Genomic DNA, 15,540 nt, shown 5'->3' on the forward strand with positions numbered 1-15,540 from the left:
TGTCATACTGCCAGTCATTGGGATTAGTTCTCTAGATTGGTAGTATTATGACAACAGTAGTTAGTTCGGAATATTCAGCTCGTGAAGAGCGAGCAAACTCAATCAGCCATGGCCTTGGTGTTCTTTTTGGTCTGGTTGCCTTGATGCTGCTGTTACAGAAATCGATATCAGCGCAAGGGGACACATTAACGCTTGTTAGCATGAGCCTTTATGGCGCGAGCATCATTGTTCTATTTCTTGCCTCTACCTTGTATCATTCAATTTCTCGACCCAATGCCAAGCGTTGGCTGAAAACGTTTGACCATTGTGCGATTTACCTGCTCATAGCGGGAAGCTACACCCCTTATCTGCTAGTGGGCCTAAGAACACCTTTAGCGATTGGCTTGATGGTGGTGATCTGGTTGATTGCTTTAGTTGGCATCATCATGAAGCTTTTCTTTGTCTATCGTTTTAAAAAAGCGTCACTGATTACCTACCTTGCGATGGGATGGTTATCTGTCGTGGTGATTTATCAACTCGCGTTAAATATTGATACGGGGGGATTGGTATTATTAGCGGTGGGTGGCCTTGTTTATTCGCTTGGCGTGGTTTTCTATGTGATGAAAAGTATTCCCTATAACCACGCCATTTGGCACCTGTTTGTTTTGGGAGGGAGTATGTGTCATTTCCTCTCTATTTATCTCTATATTACGCCAGTTTCAGCGTAAGTTGATGGCTAGTACTACCGACGCCAAAATGCAGGGAAGAAGAGTACTAATAGCGTTAATATTTCGAGCCGACCCATCAACATCCCAAAGCTGAGAAGCCATTTTGCACCATCAGGAAGCGGGGCGAAATTGCCTGTTGGGCCGATTACAGACCCCATCCCAGGCCCTACGTTTGCAACCGCAGTAATTGAGCCTGATATGCTCGTGATTGGGTCAAGCCCCATCATACTCAATCCCGCAGCAATGAAGATAATCGTGATAAAAAACATTAAGCCAAAGGCGACAACGGAACGAACGATATCGTCGTTAACAGGGCGCTGATTATAGCGCTGAACAAAGACGCCAGATGGGTGAATGAGCTTCATCATTTGCTTATTAAGAAGGGCGAAGGCAATTTGAAAACGAAATACTTTAATTCCACCAGATGTTGAACCTGAACAAGCCCCAGCCATCATTAAGAACGCAAAAAGGGTTGTTGGCAGTGCTCCCCAAGCCGTGAAGTCCTCTAAACCAAATCCAGTTGTAGTGACCACTGAAACGATATTAAACATTGCCACTCGTAATGCATCCATAATCGTGTAGCCGTCTCTAATCACAAGCCACGCTGCAACAACCAGACTTGAGCCAACAAACAGGTAACTAAAGCCTCTTACTTGGGCATCTTTGAATAACGGTTCGGTTTTTTTCTTTTTTAATACACTGACAAACAGTAAGAAAGGGAGCCCCCCGAGGAACATAAAGAAGGTGGCAACCCAGTGTGAACCATTTGAAAAGCTGTTCATTGAGCCGTCAGAAGTGGAATAACCTCCAGTTGATAACGTCGTGAAGGCATGATTGATGGCGTCAAATAGAGACATTCCAGTGAACAAAAAGCCGAACAGGCAGAGCAGCGTTAAGCTGACATAAACCACCACAATATTTTTCGCCACTGTTTTGGCTCTGGGACTGCTTTTATCTGACCAGTCCGAAGATTCAGTATGGAATAGCTTCATACCACCGACATTGAGCATTGGAAGTACGGCTACTGCCATTACGATAAAGCCAACGCCTCCGAGCCACTGTAAGATGGAACGCCACAATAAAATACTCGGGGCCATGGTATCGAGACCGCTTAATACGGTAGAGCCTGTGGTAGTGATACCTGACATGGTTTCGAAATAGGCATCGGTGAAACTAATGTGGTTAATAAATACAAACGGGAGCGCCGCAAATGCACTGGCGATGGTCCAGACGAGGCTGGTGATCAAAAACATATCTCGAACGTTGAGTTTGAAAGTTGCGGTTCGACCTAGCGTGAGACAAAGAAAAGCAATGGAGTGAGTGATCAGAACTGATTGACCAAACTCAATGAAGCCGCCACTTCCGGTAAAAAAAGCCACCAGAGTAGGGATGTACATAAATAGAGCTAATTTGGATAAAAGTAGCCCAATAACAAATAAGATGGGGCGCAGGTTTACCATAAGAGGATGCTCCTAGTCGCCAATATCGTTACAAGAAGAAAGCACTTGGCTGGAAGAGTGCTTCGACATCTGGGATGTATTTCTTATCAACCAAGAACAATACAACGTGGTCATCTTGCTCGATAATGGTTCTATCGTGTGCGATCAGAACCTCTTCACCACGAACAATAGCACCAATCGTTGTACCTGGAGGTAAACGAATATCCCCAATGGCACGACCCACAACTTTAGAGGTGGTTTCATCACCATGTGCAATCGCTTCAATCGCTTCTGCAGCGCCCCGACGTAGCGACGATACATTCACAATATCAGCCCGACGAACGTGGGTTAGTAGAGCAGAAATCGTGGCTTGCTGAGGAGAGATCGCCACATCAATAACGCTGCCTTGAACTAAGTCGACGTAGGCGCTGCGTTGGATAAGCACCATCGCTTTTTTTGCGCCCAAACGCTTAGCAAGCATTGCCGACATAATGTTGGTTTCATCTTCATTGGTCAGCGCGATAAACACATCAACCTGATCGATATTCTCTTCAGTGAGTAGTTCTTGGTCAGCGGCATCACCACAAAAAACAATCGTATTTTCAAGATCTTCGGAAAGCTTTTCTGCACGAGTATAGTTACGCTCAATCAGCTTAACGCTATAACCTTGTTCTAAGCGCTTTGCTAATCCAGAACCAATGTTACCACCACCAACAATCATGATGCGTCGGTAAGGCTTCTCAAGACGCTGTAGCTCACTCATGACCGAACGAATATGGTTACTTGCGGCAACGAAGAACACTTCATCATCGGCTTCGATAATGGTTGTGCCTTGAGGCCGGATAGGTCTACCTTGGCGGAAAATAGCGGCGACACGAGTATCAATGTGCGGCATGTGATCACGCAGAGCAGAGAGAGCGTTGCCCACAAGAGGACCACCGTAATAGGCTTTTACGGCGACAAGACTAACTTTTTCATCCGCAAAGCTCACAACTTGAAGTGCACCAGGGTATTGGATCAATCGTTCGATGTAGCTGGTGACGAGTTCTTCTGGTGCAATCAGGTGATCAACAGGCACAGCGCCTGATTTAAATAGCGCTTCTTTCTCTGATAAGTATTCAGGCGAGCGGATTCGAGCAACACGGTTAGGAGTGTTAAACAGAGTGAATGCAACCTGACATGCAGCCATGTTGGTTTCATCCATGTTGGTTACCGCGACCAGCATATCGGCATCTTGAGCGCCAGCTTCACGCAGAACATCAGGGTGACTTGCGTAGCCATTTACCACTCGTAAATCATATTTATCTTGTAGCTCACGAAGACGATCACTATTTTTGTCGACGATCGTAATATCGTTATTTTCGCCTACTAAGTTTTCAGCAAGTGTTCCGCCTACCTGACCTGCGCCAAGAATGATGATTTTCATGCGTTTTCTCTTTGATTACTGCTCAAACTCGACAACGAAAACACCCATCAACGTATGTATTATGCGTTAGGTGTTTTCGCTACCTACGAAGTGCTACCTATTAAGCTTGTGACTTTTTTAATACCGCGTAGTAGAAGCCATCCATGTCTTCTTCTCCAGGAAGAATTTGGCGACCTGGTGCTGCTCGATCTGAATCGATAAGCTCAGCGCTCGCTGTACGGTCTAAAAATGCACTTACCTGAAGAGCATTTTCTTTAGGATCTACTGAGCAGGTTGCGTAAACCATTGTCCCGCCAGGTTTCAACTGCTTCCACATTGCATCCATGATTTCACTTTGGAGTTCAGCAAGTGCATCAATATCGGTTGCTCTGCGTAGCCACTTGATATCTGGATGGCGACGAATCACACCGGTTGCTGAACAAGGTGCATCTAGCAAAATACGATCAAATTGCTCGCCTTGCCACCACTCTTCTGGGTAACGTGCGTCACCGCAAAGAACGTCGGCTCTTAGTTGTAATCGATCAAGGTTATCGTAGACGCGGTCAAGTCGCTTGGCATCGGCATCAATAGCAACTACTTCAGTATCGGTAGTATGCTCAAGAATATGCGCGGTTTTACCACCAGGCGCTGCGCAACAATCAAGAATCAGTTCACCTTCTTGAGGCTTTAAGTAGTCAACGGCAAGCTGTGCTGCAGCGTCTTGTACCGATACCCAACCTTTTTCAAAACCTGGAAGCTTCATTACATCAAAAGGTGCCGCTAACTTTATCGCATCGGCTGCTTCAGGGTGCGTAGTGAATTCAATGTCTTCATTTTTGAGTAGTTCAAGGTACTCATCACGTGTGTGATGCTGACGATTTACGCGTAGCCACATCGGTGCTTTGCTGTTATTCGCTTCAATCATAGTTTCCCACTGTTCTGGGTAACTTTCTTGAAGCATTTTTAGAATCCAGCTTGGATGAGAGTATTTTCCAGCATTGTGGCTAACAGAGAAGGCGTCAAGCTCTTCTTGGCTACGCAGGTAGTTACGTAAAACGGCATTAATCAAACCACTGAGGCTTGGGCCTCTTAGTGTGTTAGTAGCCTCAACGGTCTCACCAACGGCTGCGTGAGAAGGTATGCGCATAAAACCTAGTTGGTAAATTCCGACTAATATCAGGTGGTGAAAAACACGCTTTTTACCTTTAAGTGAATTCTCCATCAGCTCATTGGCTATCGACTCTAAACGTGGAAGATAACGAAGTGCGCCGTAGCAAATTTCTTGCAGTAGTGCATGGTCTCTCGGACGTATGGTTTTTTGAGCTGCAGGTAGAGCGTGAGACAGAGAGTGGCCTTTATCAACAACTTGAAAAAGTACGTTAGCAGCGGCTGCGCGAACATTCATGGTGAATACCTTAAAGTTAATGGAGGCATCTCTGCCTCCCAAAATGTACTGACTTGGCATTGGCTAAGTCATTGACCAAGCAATTAGCTTGGGGTGGAGCTAGGTTGGGCGGTCAGAGTGATTAACTCAGTACGCTATCAACCTCAAACCAGCTTGCGCGGGAGTTTAGAATATCCTGCACTGACATGGCTTTTTTACCTGGGACCTGCAACTGTTCAAGTACAAGAACACCATTACCAGTCGCGATGTAGATGCCCGTTTTATTCGCTTTCAAAATCGTGCCAGCCGCTTTGTCGCTAGATTCGCTATCGACGCGGCTTTGCCATACTTTGATGTTATTTTCAGCAGCTTCAAAATGGCTCATTGGCCAAGGATTGAATGCACGAACGCAGCGTTCAATGTGGCTTGCATCGTCATTCCAGTTAATGCGAGCTTCCTCTTTACTTAGCTTTTTGGCGTAATTGGCTTGATCATCATCTTGCTTTTCGGCAACAGCAGAACCCGTTGCGATGTCAGCTACACACTCAATGAGTGCTTTAGGACCAAGTTCAGCCAGTTTTTCATACATGGAGGCACTGGTATCGTCAGCTTCAATGGGTAACGTCGCAATGGAAAGCATATCACCGGTGTCGAGGCCAATATCCATCTGCATGATGGTTACGCCTGTCTCTTTATCGCCCGCCCAAATTGAGCGTTGGATAGGAGCTGCACCACGCCAACGAGGCAGAATAGAACCATGAACATTGATACACCCAAGCTTTGGTGTATCTAGAACTGCCTGTGGTAGCAATAGACCATAAGCGACAACAACCATCAGATCGGCATTAAGGTCGGCAAGCTGCTGCTTTGCTTCATCAGACTTGAAATTTTCAGGCTGATAAACTGGAATATCGTGTTCTAGTGCGATGTTTTTTACTGGGCTTGCTGTCAGCTTCTTACCACGACCAGCTGGACGATCAGGTTGAGTGTAAACAGCGACAACTTCATGCTCCGAAGACAACAACGCCGCCATGTGACGGGCGGCGAAATCTGGAGTACCTGCAAAGACAATTCTTAAAGACTGGCTCAAGGTAGGCTTCCTTTTATAAACAATGTTTTTATAAACAAAGGGCGTTAGCGATACAGCAATGACTCTACCGCTAGACGATTAACCTTTATTGGCTTGTTTCTCATTAAAGCGTTTAATCTTGGTTAGCTTATCTTGGATACGCTTGCGCTTTAATGGAGACAGGTAATCGACGAACAATTTACCCATTAGATGGTCAAGTTCGTGTTGTACACAGATAGCCAGCAGATCATCGGCTTCAAAGGTGAACTCTTCACCATCGCGGTTTAGCGCTTTTACAGAAACTTCAGAGGCGCGTGGAACCAGAGCGCGTGCGCCAGGAACAGATAAACAGCCCTCTTCGATGCCATCTTCACCGCGTTTTTCAGTGATTTCAGGATTAATGAGAACCATTGGCTCATCGCGTGTCTCTGAAATATCGATCACAACGATACGTTGGTGGAAATCAACCTGTGTCGCAGCAAGGCCAATGCCTTCTTCTTCGTACATGGTTTCAATCATGTCATCGACTAATTTTTGAATTTCTGGAGTTACCTTTTCGACAGGCTTAGCGACAGTGCGTAAGCGGTCATCTGGGAACGTTAATACTTGTAATACAGACATATACACTCTAAATGTTGAACTGTGCCGAATCGGCTTAAAGCTTGTTGGCTCAATTCTAGACATTTTAGACCCTAAATGACAGCATCCAAACGTGAATAATCGCAATTTTGATTACAAATAAGACTAAGGAAATCAGGTTATGTCACGTGTCATCCACCTCATCTACATCCTTACATTCTCTGTGCTATTGCTCTTCTCGTTATCTCTGTTTGCCAAAACTAGTCAGCCTTTGAGCGTCAAAGAGGGGGCGCCTAAAACGTATACCGTGGTTAAAGGTGACACCTTGTGGGATATCTCGGCGCTTTATCTTGATAGCCCTTGGCTATGGCCAAAGTTGTGGAAGAATAACGACTATATTGATAATCCTGATCTGATCTACCCAGGAGATAAACTGACGCTGTATTGGTTAAATGGAGAGCCAGTATTAACGTTGAAACCTATGGTTAAGCTAAGTCCTAAGGTTCGCTTGTTAGATAAGCAAGCAGTTCCTACGGTAAAAGAGAGTCTTGTGATTCCTTATCTAACTTCAGATCGGTTGGTAGACTTAGAAACTCTCTCTAGCAGTAGCAAAGTATTAGGAGCGAGCAGTGGTAAGAAGTTTCTTACCGCAGAGGATTCGTTGTTTATTAGTGGTGTTAACCAGCAAGAGAATTGGGGAATCTATCGCGTCGCCAATCAATACAAGCGTGATGATAAAACCATGGTGGCACTAAAACGTATTGCCAGCGCTAAACAACATCAAGTGGACTCAGAGATAACCAAGCTTACATTGACTAATCAACGTCAAGAGATTTGGCCAAATGACATAGCGCTGCCAGATATTGCTGTGAATGACACTCAATTAACCACCACATTTTATCCTTCTTCATCACCGAGAAAGAGTATGGCGACGATATTAGGGGCACTGAATGGTAGTGAGTACTCAGTTAAAAATCAGGTTGTGATCATCGACCGAGGTTCTGAAGACAAAGTGCAGCAAGGCAGTATGTTCAAGTTGTATCAATCGGGTGCGGCGGTGTATGAGCACAAAGGAGAATACAGCTATAAAAAACAGACTCAATCCTCACCACTGCAATTACCCAATACTGAGATTGGCAGTTTAATGGTGATTCGCCCTTATTCGTACTTTAGTTTGGCACTTATCACCTCGAGCGAAGCGCCTATTAGTAATCATTCATTACTGGTGTCGCCGGAGTCTGAACCCACTGGCATTGATCGTTCAGACCGTGGCTAAAGAGTGATTGCCGAAAGAGAGTTAGCGGCGTGGCTAGCGTTGTCATTTACCCCGAAGGTTGGCAGTAAAAGCTTAGCTCGGTTAGTTGGTGTCGACTCGCCGCACAATTTAATCGAGTACCAAGCAGAAAGGCTCTACGCGCTTGGTCTATCTCGTGAACAAGTCAGTTACTTTAAACAGGGCTCTCAGCGTGATGTTGATGGGTGCCTAAAATGGATGCAAACCTCTCATCACCACATAATAACCCCGCTTGATGAGTGCTACCCTGCATTACTTAAAGAGATTTCTCTTCCTCCTCCAGTATTGTTTGTCAAAGGTCGTCTTGATTGTTTATCTCAGCCTCAAATTGCGATGGTTGGAAGTCGCAATGCCTCACCTGAAGGATTAAACAGCGCTCACTCTTATGCTCGTTGTTTTGTCGGGCGAGGTTTAGTTGTCACCAGTGGTTTAGCGTTGGGAATTGACGGTCACGCACATGATGGCGCACTTTCAGCTGGTGGGGAGACCGTAGCTGTACTTGGCTCTGGGTTGAATCAGATTTACCCTGCACGACACAAACAGCTAGCGCACCGAGTCATTGACTCTGGGGCTCTCGTGTCTGAATTTGCTCCGCACATTAAACCTAGGCCGACACATTTTCCGCGGCGCAATCGAATCATCAGTGGATTATCGGTTGGTGTGCTTGTGGTCGAAGCGGCCGAAAAAAGTGGGTCATTGATTACGGCAAGGTATGCCGCTGAACAGGGACGAGATGTGTTTGCCATTCCCGGCTCTATTTATAATGGTATTAGCCGAGGTAGTAATAGCTTAATCAAGAATGGGGCATGCTTGGTTCAAAGTGAACAAGATGTTTTGGATGAAATAGATACTTTGGTAAACTGGTCTATTAATCAAAAGGCCAATACTCAATCGGAACTATTTGATAAAATAGAGTGTGAAGAAGAATTGCCATTTCCACAACTGTTAGCTAACGTAGGGTTAGAGGCTACGCCAGTTGATATTCTCGCGAGCAGGACCAATATACCTGTTCATGAAGTCATGATGCAGCTCTTGGAGCTTGAGCTTTCAGGGCATGTTGTTGCAGTTTCCGGTGGCTATATTCGTAATGGGAGGGGCTAGCTATGATGATGGACATACTGATGTATTTGTTCGAAACCTATATCCATAGCGATGCAGAGTTGCAAGTGGACCAAGATGAGCTTGAAGATGAACTACTTCGAGCGGGGTTTCACGAAAAAGATATTTATAAGGCCCTTCATTGGTTGGAAGAGTTAGCAGCGTTACAGCAAAGTGACGAGCACTCAGCAATTACAACCAGTGCCGCGACATCAACCCGTATTTATACGGCAAAAGAGATGCAGCGGATAGATTTAGAGAGTCGAGGTTTCCTTCTTTTCTTAGAGCATATTAATGTCCTAACAACAGAAACTCGTGAGATGGTCATTGATCGAGTGATGGGGCTAGAGACCAATGAATTTGAATTGGATGATTTAAAGTGGATCATTTTGATGGTGCTATTTAATGTCCCAGGGAATGAAAACGCTTATACGCTAATGGAAGAGCTGTTATACACGACTGAGCAAGGTATCTTGCATTAAGGCGTGATTGTCTTTCATTTAACTATTGAAGAGTCCGATGAGCAGTAAAATCGATCAGCAGCTGTTTTCAGCTCATGAACATGCGTTAGAGCATGAGCCGTGTCCTAATTGTGATGGTGAACTTCATCTTCGTCACGGCAAGCATGGCCCTTTTTTAGGCTGCTCTGAGTATCCGGGTTGCGATTACATACGTCCACTGCATCAAAATGATGGCCATGTCATTAAGCCGCTTGGTGTTGCGTGTCCGTCTTGTCAAAATGAGCTTGTCTTGAGGCAGGGACGATATGGGATGTTTATTGGCTGTAGCCATTACCCAGAATGTAACCATATTGAATCGCTTGATGAACCTGAAGATGATAAAGCGCCACAATACGCTTGCCCAGATTGTGGTAAAGGTCATTTAATCGAGCGCAAAACGCGGTTTGGTAAATTGTTCTATGCGTGTGAATGCTACCCGAAATGCAAGTTTGCAGTGAATTTACCGCCTGTGAAAGGTCGGTGTGAAGAGTGTGGTTTCCCTTTGTTGGTTGAGAAAAAACTCGCAAGCGGAATAAAAATACAGTGCGCAGATCGACGCTGTCATCATATTCAGTCGTAAGCTTTCGGTGAGTTGAAGTATTGAAAACAAAAAATGACGCAATGGCGTCATTTTTTATTTTTGTTTGGTAGTTAATTATTTCGGACTAATTAACACTTTTCGCCAACTCATGTATTGCAGGGTAAACCGCTTTATCCAACACCTCAGCCAGAGCTGAGAGTGTATGTTGAAGATCGGTTGTGGATTGAGCACACACATTGATATGTCCCATCTTTCTTCCAGCGCGCTTCTCTTTTCCATACCAATGAACATGGCACCCTTCGGTTGAAAGTAGCGCATCAGGAACACTATCTTCACCAAGGATATTAATCATTGCCGTTGGACGAACCAACTTAGTACAGCCAAGAGGAAGACCACAGACTGCGCGAAGGTGATTTTCAAACTGACAGGTTTCTGCCCCTTGTTGTGTCCAGTGACCAGAGTTATGTACTCGTGGCGCAATCTCATTGACCAGCAGTTGACCATTAACATCAAAGAATTCTAAAGCAAGGACACCAACGTAATCGAGACGATTAGCAATAGCAGTAAACATCTGTTTTGCTTGGCTCTGTAGCTCTAGATCATCAATGGCTGTCGACAAGCTAAGTACACCGTCAGTATGGATGTTCTCTGCAAGTGGGTAGACAGAAACGCTGCCGTCTTTCGCTCTCGCGCCCACTAAAGAAACTTCACGATTAAACGGTATAAATGCCTCAGCAACAATGGCTTGAGTAGGAGTGGCCGCAATACATTCAGCCATCTCTTGCCAAATGCTTTCTACACAATCAAGAGACTTAAGTCGCCATTGACCTTTTCCATCGTAACCTCCGAGTGCGCTTTTTAGCACCATTGGCAGTTTTACATGTGCAATGGCGGCATCAAAATCTTCACGATTGTTGATAATGTAGTAGTTGGCATTTTTAACCTGAGAATCATCAAGCAGTGCTTTTTCAATGCGACGGTCACCACCGGCTTTTATCGCTTCTGTACTTGGTAGGAACTTGCCGCTTTTCTCACACACGTCGAGAACATCATGTGGGATATGCTCAAATTCAGCCGTAATGACATCAGCTTGAGCAATCGCATTTTCAAGGCCGTGACCTAATACTGTTTGAGTTAATGGGTGAACAATATTTTCACTATTCACATCAAAAGCAGAGATTTCAATATTAAGTGGTGCGCCAGCCAGAGACATCATGCGAGCAAGTTGACCTGCACCTAATACCAATACATGCATGGGGTTAGTCCTCTGCAGGATTTGGGTTAGCCAAAACCGTGTCAGTTTGTTCTGTGCGGAATGCTTCAACTTTCGCCATTACCGACTCATCGTGTGTACCGATGATTTGAGCAGCAAGAATACCAGCGTTCGCTGCGCCAGCTTCACCGATAGCAAGTGTGCCAACCGCAATACCTTTAGGCATTTGTACGATAGACAGCAGTGAATCCATACCTTTTAGGGCACGAGATTGTACTGGAACGCCTAATACAGGAACACTAGTGAAAGCGGCTGCCATACCTGGAAGGTGAGCTGCGCCGCCTGCACCAGCAATAATCACTTTAATGCCGCGCTCTTTTGCACTTGTCGCGTAGTCCGCCAGTAGTTGAGGAGTTCTGTGTGCAGAAACGACTTTAGTTTCGTAAGGAACGCCAAACTGATCCAGCATTTCTGCTGCTAGTTTCATTGTTGGCCAATCTGATTTAGAACCCATAATAATGCCGACTTTCATCTCAAACTCCTTCAAGCTTCAATAATTTGGTGAGCGGATATTTTGGGCGCATTATACGGGGAAAATCGCATCAAGCAAACGTTTGCGTTAGTCTTGGTAGAAGATTGATACATTTTATAAACAAATAGCTTTAGGCACTGATAGTGATTATTTGTACACTTATGATAATCACCGCTGATAAATCAGAACTAGGAAGTCATTGTGAAAAATATTGAGCAAGTAAACCAAGCCTTGCAGCAAGGGGAAGTGATTGCTTACCCAACGGAAGGAGTGTTTGGTGTTGGGTGTGATCCTGACAGCCCTGAAGCAATAAAAAAGCTGTTGGAGCTGAAACAGCGCCCTGTCGAAAAAGGGTTAATTTTAATCGCCGCCAATTATGAGCAGTTATTACCTTATATAGATGAGAGTCAACTCTCAGCAGAACAATTGTCAGCAGTTCATGCGACCTGGCCTGGCCCAGTAACCTGGATTATGCCGACGAGTAAAAAAACCTCATCTTGGGTATCGGGTCAATTCGATTCAATTGCCGTTCGTGTTACCGATCACCCTCTAGTACAAGAGTTGTGTTTAGCTTTTGGCAAACCGATCACCTCAACCAGTGCGAATTTAACCGGTTTACATCCGTGTATGACAACAGAAGAAGTCGAGGTACAATTGGGTGATAAATTGTTTGCTATTTTAGATGGCAAAACTGGCGGGCGCGATAAGCCCAGTGAGATTCGCGATGCCAAAACCTCTAAGGTATTAAGGCAAGGCTAGTCCGTTGATTCGATAACAACATCAGTGTTAGGAAGGAATAATGGCAAGTATAGATAAGAATAAGGTAAAGCAGTTTCTATTATCGCTACAAGACAACATCTGCTCTGAATTAGAGCAGGCTGATGGATCAGCAAGGTTTGAACATGATGACTGGGAAAAAGGCCCAACGGAGCGCTTATCGGGTGGCGGACGAACTCGTGTCATGCGTGATGGAGCTATCTTTGAACAAGGAGGAGTCAATTTTTCCCATGTATTGGGTGAAAAAATGCCAGCTTCTGCCACAGCGCATCGACCTGAACTGGCAGGACGAAAGTTTGAAGCCATGGGCGTCTCTTTGGTGATGCACCCGAAAAACCCTTTTATTCCGACCTCACATGCCAATGTTCGTTTCTTTATTGCTGAAAAAGAGGGCGCTGATCCCATTTGGTGGTTTGGTGGTGGCTTCGATTTAACGCCGTTCTACCCTTTTGAAGAAGATTGTCAGTACTGGCACAACGTAGCAAAAGAAATTTGTGACCCATTTGGCTCTGAAGTCTATCCAGAGCACAAAGCTTGGTGTGATAAATACTTCTTCTTACCGCACCGAGATGAAACACGTGGTGTGGGTGGTTTATTCTTTGATGATTTAAATCACTGGGAATTTGATAAGTGTTTTGATTACATGAAAGCGGTAGGGAAAGGGTTTACGGCAGCTTACGTACCTATCGTAAAAAGAAGAAAAGAAACCCTGTTTGGCGATAGAGAACGACAATTTCAACTTTATCGCCGTGGGCGCTATGTTGAATTCAATCTTGTTTATGATCGTGGAACTCTGTTTGGGCTGCAAAGCGGAGGACGTACAGAGTCAATCCTTATGTCGATGCCACCGCTCGCTCGTTGGGAATACGATTATCAGGTAGAAAATGGTTCAGCAGAGGCTGATCTTTATGAGAATTACTTAAAGCCTAGAGATTGGTAAGGCTGCCTTTTTATATAGGCTTTTCTCTGTGAAAGGTTAATGATAGGGTCATAGGTAAAGGCACCGCCTTTAATATGACCCTTTTTAATTTCTGGTAGGTTAAGGATATGACTCAGCAAATAGATCGTTACGTCGTTTTTGGTAATCCCATAGCACAAAGTAAATCTCCCTTTATTCATACTCTATTTGCTCGCCAAACGAATCAACCACTCTCTTATACAACGGCCTGTCCAGAGAAAGACGCTTTTAATCAAGCTGCGAGTCAGTTTTTTTCTGAAGGGGGTAAAGGGTGCAATATAACGGTTCCTTTCAAAGAGGATGCGTATCAGTTTGCTACTCGACTAACTGAAAGAGCACAGCTAGCCGGTGCGGTTAATACATTAAAGAAGTTAGATGACGGTGAGATCATTGGTGATAATACTGATGGTGAAGGCTTAGTTCAGGATTTACTGCAGTATCAAGTACCCTTGAAAGGCGCTCGTATTTTATTGATTGGTTCAGGTGGTGCGGCCAGAGGAGTAATTAAACCATTACTCGATCAAGCACCGGCTGAAATTATCGTCACGAATCGAACGCATTCTAAAGCGCACAACTTAGCGGAGATGTTTTCTCAATACGGTAATATAAGCGCAGTAGAAATGGAAAAGGTTGACGAGCCGTTTGACGTTATCATTAATTCGACATCATCTAGTTTAAGTGGTGAACTTCCCTCTATCTCTTCCGCAATATTTTCAAAGCAGAGTATTGTGTATGACATGATGTATGGTTCTGGCAAAACAACGTTTAATCAATGGGCTTTTGAACATGGCGTTTCTCAAGTTTACGATGGTTTGGGTATGTTGGTGGGACAAGCAGCAGAAAGTTTTATGTTATGGCGTGGTCTAAGGCCGGGGTCGAGACAGATTCTAAGGGAGTTACGTAAGAACTTGGAAGGTATGTAATGAATCAATCTATTTTATTTCCTGATATTCAAGATTGGAATGATGAGAGAAAGGTGATCTGCTTTCCTGCTCAATCAAGTGGTGCATTGATTGAGTGCTCTGTGTCATTGAGTCAGCTAGAAATTATATCAGGAAGAAGCTTGCAAACAGCGAAGCAAGCGTTGGACACTTTTTCTGAATATCGATTTGATATAGAAGAAAGAGCAGAAGAGTTAATAGAGCAAGAAGCATTTAGCGCTTCTGGCTCTATTGAAATAGAACTTTGAATTACACCGAGTTAACGTCTTCTATATAGTCATTTTTATTTTGGACGTAGTTATCCGATGATTTCTGCAAAAAAGCACGCTCTTTATCTGATAATGGGCGTGCTTTTTTAACGGGACTGCCTACATATAGGTAACCACTCTCTAAAACCTTTTTGGGTGGTACTAAACTCCCTGCTCCAATCATGACTTCATCTTGAATAACGACCCCATCTAAAACAATAGCTCCCATGCCAACCAATACGCGATTGTGAATGGTACAGCCATGCAGCATGACTTTATGCCCTATAGTGACATCATCTCCAATAATAAGGGGGTAACCGTTAGGGTTCTCTTTATTTTTATGAGTCACATGCAAAACACTACCGTCCTGAACATTGCTGCGCTGACCGATATGGATATGGTTTACATCCCCCCGCGCCGCTACGAGTGGCCAAATGCTCGAATCATCGCCAATTTTTATGTCTCCGACTAAAATTGAACTACTATCTACATAGACTCGCTCACCGACTTCTGGCGATATACCTTTATAACTGCGAATTGAACTCATAATTTCTCCTTATTCTTAGTAATTAAACGGTAAAAACGGCTAAAAGAGTAGCAAAAACCTCTGCCTTTGCTTGAAAAGTAATCGAGTGATAAAAAAAAGCAAAAAAACTCAAAAAAGGGCTTGCCAATGTGATGGCGATCTCTATAATGCCCCCTCGCTGACACGGGAAAGCATCACTACTTCGGTTTTGAAAGCGCCAGTTAGCAAGGTCTGATAGCTTAAGCCAAGTGCTTAAAAAAGTTTTGAAAAAAGTGGTTGACACTAAAACTTAAATCGCTAGAATGACCGTCCGCTTAGAGAGGAACGCC

At 44.4% G+C, this 15,540-nt stretch carries 17 protein-coding genes; 9 read left to right on the forward strand and 8 right to left on the reverse strand.

Features of this window, described 5'->3' with window-relative positions:
* Positions 1-47 precede the first annotated feature (47 nt).
* Positions 48-707, forward strand: coding sequence for a PAQR family membrane homeostasis protein TrhA (trhA, locus tag KP803_RS20510; protein ID WP_248010707.1), 660 nt, complete (start codon positions 48-50; stop codon positions 705-707).
* Positions 708-721: 14 nt separating this feature from the next.
* On the opposite strand, the gene KP803_RS20515 is transcribed toward trhA, so the two are convergent.
* From KP803_RS20515 to def, 5 genes are all read right to left on the reverse strand, one after another.
* On the reverse strand, positions 722-2,167 hold the full coding sequence (locus KP803_RS20515) for a TrkH family potassium uptake protein (protein WP_248010708.1): 1,446 nt from the start codon (positions 2,165-2,167) through the stop codon (positions 722-724).
* A gap of 28 nt (positions 2,168-2,195) precedes the next feature.
* Entirely contained in the window at positions 2,196-3,572 is a 1,377-nt protein-coding gene (trkA, locus tag KP803_RS20520) for a Trk system potassium transporter TrkA (RefSeq protein WP_248010709.1), read from the reverse strand.
* Positions 3,573-3,672: 100 nt separating this feature from the next.
* The gene (gene rsmB / locus KP803_RS20525) at positions 3,673-4,956 is read right to left on the reverse strand and encodes a 16S rRNA (cytosine(967)-C(5))-methyltransferase RsmB (RefSeq protein WP_248010722.1); all 1,284 of its coding nucleotides are present in this window, start codon (positions 4,954-4,956) and stop codon (positions 3,673-3,675) included.
* 121 nt (positions 4,957-5,077) lie between these two features.
* Positions 5,078-6,025: a methionyl-tRNA formyltransferase gene (gene fmt / locus KP803_RS20530; protein ID WP_248010710.1), complete on the reverse strand. Its 948-nt coding sequence runs from the start codon at positions 6,023-6,025 to the stop codon at positions 5,078-5,080.
* Between the two features lie 78 nt (positions 6,026-6,103).
* Entirely contained in the window at positions 6,104-6,625 is a 522-nt protein-coding gene (gene def / locus KP803_RS20535; protein ID WP_248010711.1) for a peptide deformylase, read from the reverse strand.
* Between the two features lie 139 nt (positions 6,626-6,764).
* Between def and KP803_RS20540 the strand changes: the two genes are divergently transcribed.
* Genes KP803_RS20540 through KP803_RS20555 form a run of 4 tightly spaced genes read left to right on the forward strand, consistent with a single transcriptional unit; the run spans position 6,765 to position 10,055 of the window.
* Positions 6,765-7,859: a LysM peptidoglycan-binding domain-containing protein gene (locus KP803_RS20540; protein ID WP_248010712.1), complete on the forward strand. Its 1,095-nt coding sequence runs from the start codon at positions 6,765-6,767 to the stop codon at positions 7,857-7,859.
* Between the two features lie 6 nt (positions 7,860-7,865).
* Complete coding sequence (gene dprA / locus KP803_RS20545; protein ID WP_248010723.1) at positions 7,866-8,978, forward strand: DNA-processing protein DprA; 1,113 nt, start codon at positions 7,866-7,868, stop codon at positions 8,976-8,978.
* Between the two features lie 2 nt (positions 8,979-8,980).
* Positions 8,981-9,457, forward strand: a complete 477-nt coding sequence (locus KP803_RS20550; protein WP_282437359.1) for a DUF494 family protein — start codon at positions 8,981-8,983, stop codon at positions 9,455-9,457.
* Positions 9,458-9,494: 37 nt separating this feature from the next.
* Positions 9,495-10,055: a DNA topoisomerase family protein gene (locus tag KP803_RS20555; RefSeq protein ID WP_248010713.1), complete on the forward strand. Its 561-nt coding sequence runs from the start codon at positions 9,495-9,497 to the stop codon at positions 10,053-10,055.
* Between the two features lie 85 nt (positions 10,056-10,140).
* Here the strand turns inward: KP803_RS20555 and KP803_RS20560 are convergent, their stop codons facing one another.
* Positions 10,141-11,271, reverse strand: coding sequence for a 5-(carboxyamino)imidazole ribonucleotide synthase (locus KP803_RS20560; protein WP_248010714.1), 1,131 nt, complete (start codon positions 11,269-11,271; stop codon positions 10,141-10,143).
* Positions 11,272-11,275: 4 nt separating this feature from the next.
* Positions 11,276-11,761: a 5-(carboxyamino)imidazole ribonucleotide mutase gene (purE, locus tag KP803_RS20565; RefSeq protein ID WP_248010715.1), complete on the reverse strand. Its 486-nt coding sequence runs from the start codon at positions 11,759-11,761 to the stop codon at positions 11,276-11,278.
* Between the two features lie 201 nt (positions 11,762-11,962).
* On the opposite strand from purE, the gene tsaC reads away from it, so the two are divergent.
* From tsaC to KP803_RS20585, 4 genes are all read left to right on the forward strand, one after another.
* On the forward strand, positions 11,963-12,520 hold the full coding sequence (gene tsaC / locus KP803_RS20570; RefSeq protein WP_248010716.1) for an L-threonylcarbamoyladenylate synthase type 1 TsaC: 558 nt from the start codon (positions 11,963-11,965) through the stop codon (positions 12,518-12,520).
* A gap of 40 nt (positions 12,521-12,560) precedes the next feature.
* Positions 12,561-13,478, forward strand: a complete 918-nt coding sequence (gene hemF / locus KP803_RS20575) for an oxygen-dependent coproporphyrinogen oxidase (protein WP_248010717.1) — start codon at positions 12,561-12,563, stop codon at positions 13,476-13,478.
* Between the two features lie 107 nt (positions 13,479-13,585).
* Positions 13,586-14,419: a shikimate dehydrogenase gene (aroE, locus tag KP803_RS20580; RefSeq protein WP_248010718.1), complete on the forward strand. Its 834-nt coding sequence runs from the start codon at positions 13,586-13,588 to the stop codon at positions 14,417-14,419.
* Positions 14,419-14,685 carry a DUF1488 family protein gene (locus KP803_RS20585; RefSeq protein WP_248010719.1) on the forward strand — a complete coding sequence of 89 codons (267 nt, stop codon included), beginning with the start codon at positions 14,419-14,421 and terminating at the stop codon, positions 14,683-14,685. The genes aroE and KP803_RS20585 overlap by 1 nt, the downstream gene beginning before the upstream one ends.
* Position 14,686: 1 nt before the next feature.
* Here the strand turns inward: KP803_RS20585 and KP803_RS20590 are convergent, their stop codons facing one another.
* The gene (locus KP803_RS20590) at positions 14,687-15,232 is read right to left on the reverse strand and encodes a gamma carbonic anhydrase family protein (protein WP_248010720.1); all 546 of its coding nucleotides are present in this window, start codon (positions 15,230-15,232) and stop codon (positions 14,687-14,689) included.
* Positions 15,233-15,540 lie beyond the last annotated feature (308 nt).

The organism is Vibrio amylolyticus, assembly GCF_023145695.1.
Classification (GTDB): Bacteria; Pseudomonadota; Gammaproteobacteria; order Enterobacterales; family Vibrionaceae; genus Vibrio; species Vibrio amylolyticus.

Excerpts from the sequence above, each read along its gene's own strand:
- def (WP_248010711.1), bottom strand. The coding sequence starts at position 6,625 with ATGTCTGTATTACAAGTATTAACGTTCCCAGATGACCGCTTACGCACT.
- KP803_RS20540 (WP_248010712.1), top strand. The coding sequence starts at position 6,765 with ATGTCACGTGTCATCCACCTCATCTACATCCTTACATTCTCTGTGCTA.
- trkA (WP_248010709.1), bottom strand. The coding sequence starts at position 3,572 with ATGAAAATCATCATTCTTGGCGCAGGTCAGGTAGGCGGAACACTTGCT.
- KP803_RS20515 (WP_248010708.1), bottom strand. The coding sequence starts at position 2,167 with ATGGTAAACCTGCGCCCCATCTTATTTGTTATTGGGCTACTTTTATCC.
- aroE (WP_248010718.1), top strand. The coding sequence starts at position 13,586 with ATGACTCAGCAAATAGATCGTTACGTCGTTTTTGGTAATCCCATAGCA.
- KP803_RS20590 (WP_248010720.1), bottom strand. The coding sequence starts at position 15,232 with ATGAGTTCAATTCGCAGTTATAAAGGTATATCGCCAGAAGTCGGTGAG.
- KP803_RS20560 (WP_248010714.1), bottom strand. The coding sequence starts at position 11,271 with ATGCATGTATTGGTATTAGGTGCAGGTCAACTTGCTCGCATGATGTCT.
- hemF (WP_248010717.1), top strand. The coding sequence starts at position 12,561 with ATGGCAAGTATAGATAAGAATAAGGTAAAGCAGTTTCTATTATCGCTA.
- KP803_RS20585 (WP_248010719.1), top strand. The coding sequence starts at position 14,419 with ATGAATCAATCTATTTTATTTCCTGATATTCAAGATTGGAATGATGAG.
- KP803_RS20555 (WP_248010713.1), top strand. The coding sequence starts at position 9,495 with ATGAGCAGTAAAATCGATCAGCAGCTGTTTTCAGCTCATGAACATGCG.
- KP803_RS20550 (WP_282437359.1), top strand. The coding sequence starts at position 8,981 with ATGATGATGGACATACTGATGTATTTGTTCGAAACCTATATCCATAGC.
- trhA (WP_248010707.1), top strand. The coding sequence starts at position 48 with ATGACAACAGTAGTTAGTTCGGAATATTCAGCTCGTGAAGAGCGAGCA.
- purE (WP_248010715.1), bottom strand. The coding sequence starts at position 11,761 with ATGAAAGTCGGCATTATTATGGGTTCTAAATCAGATTGGCCAACAATG.
- rsmB (WP_248010722.1), bottom strand. The coding sequence starts at position 4,956 with ATGAATGTTCGCGCAGCCGCTGCTAACGTACTTTTTCAAGTTGTTGAT.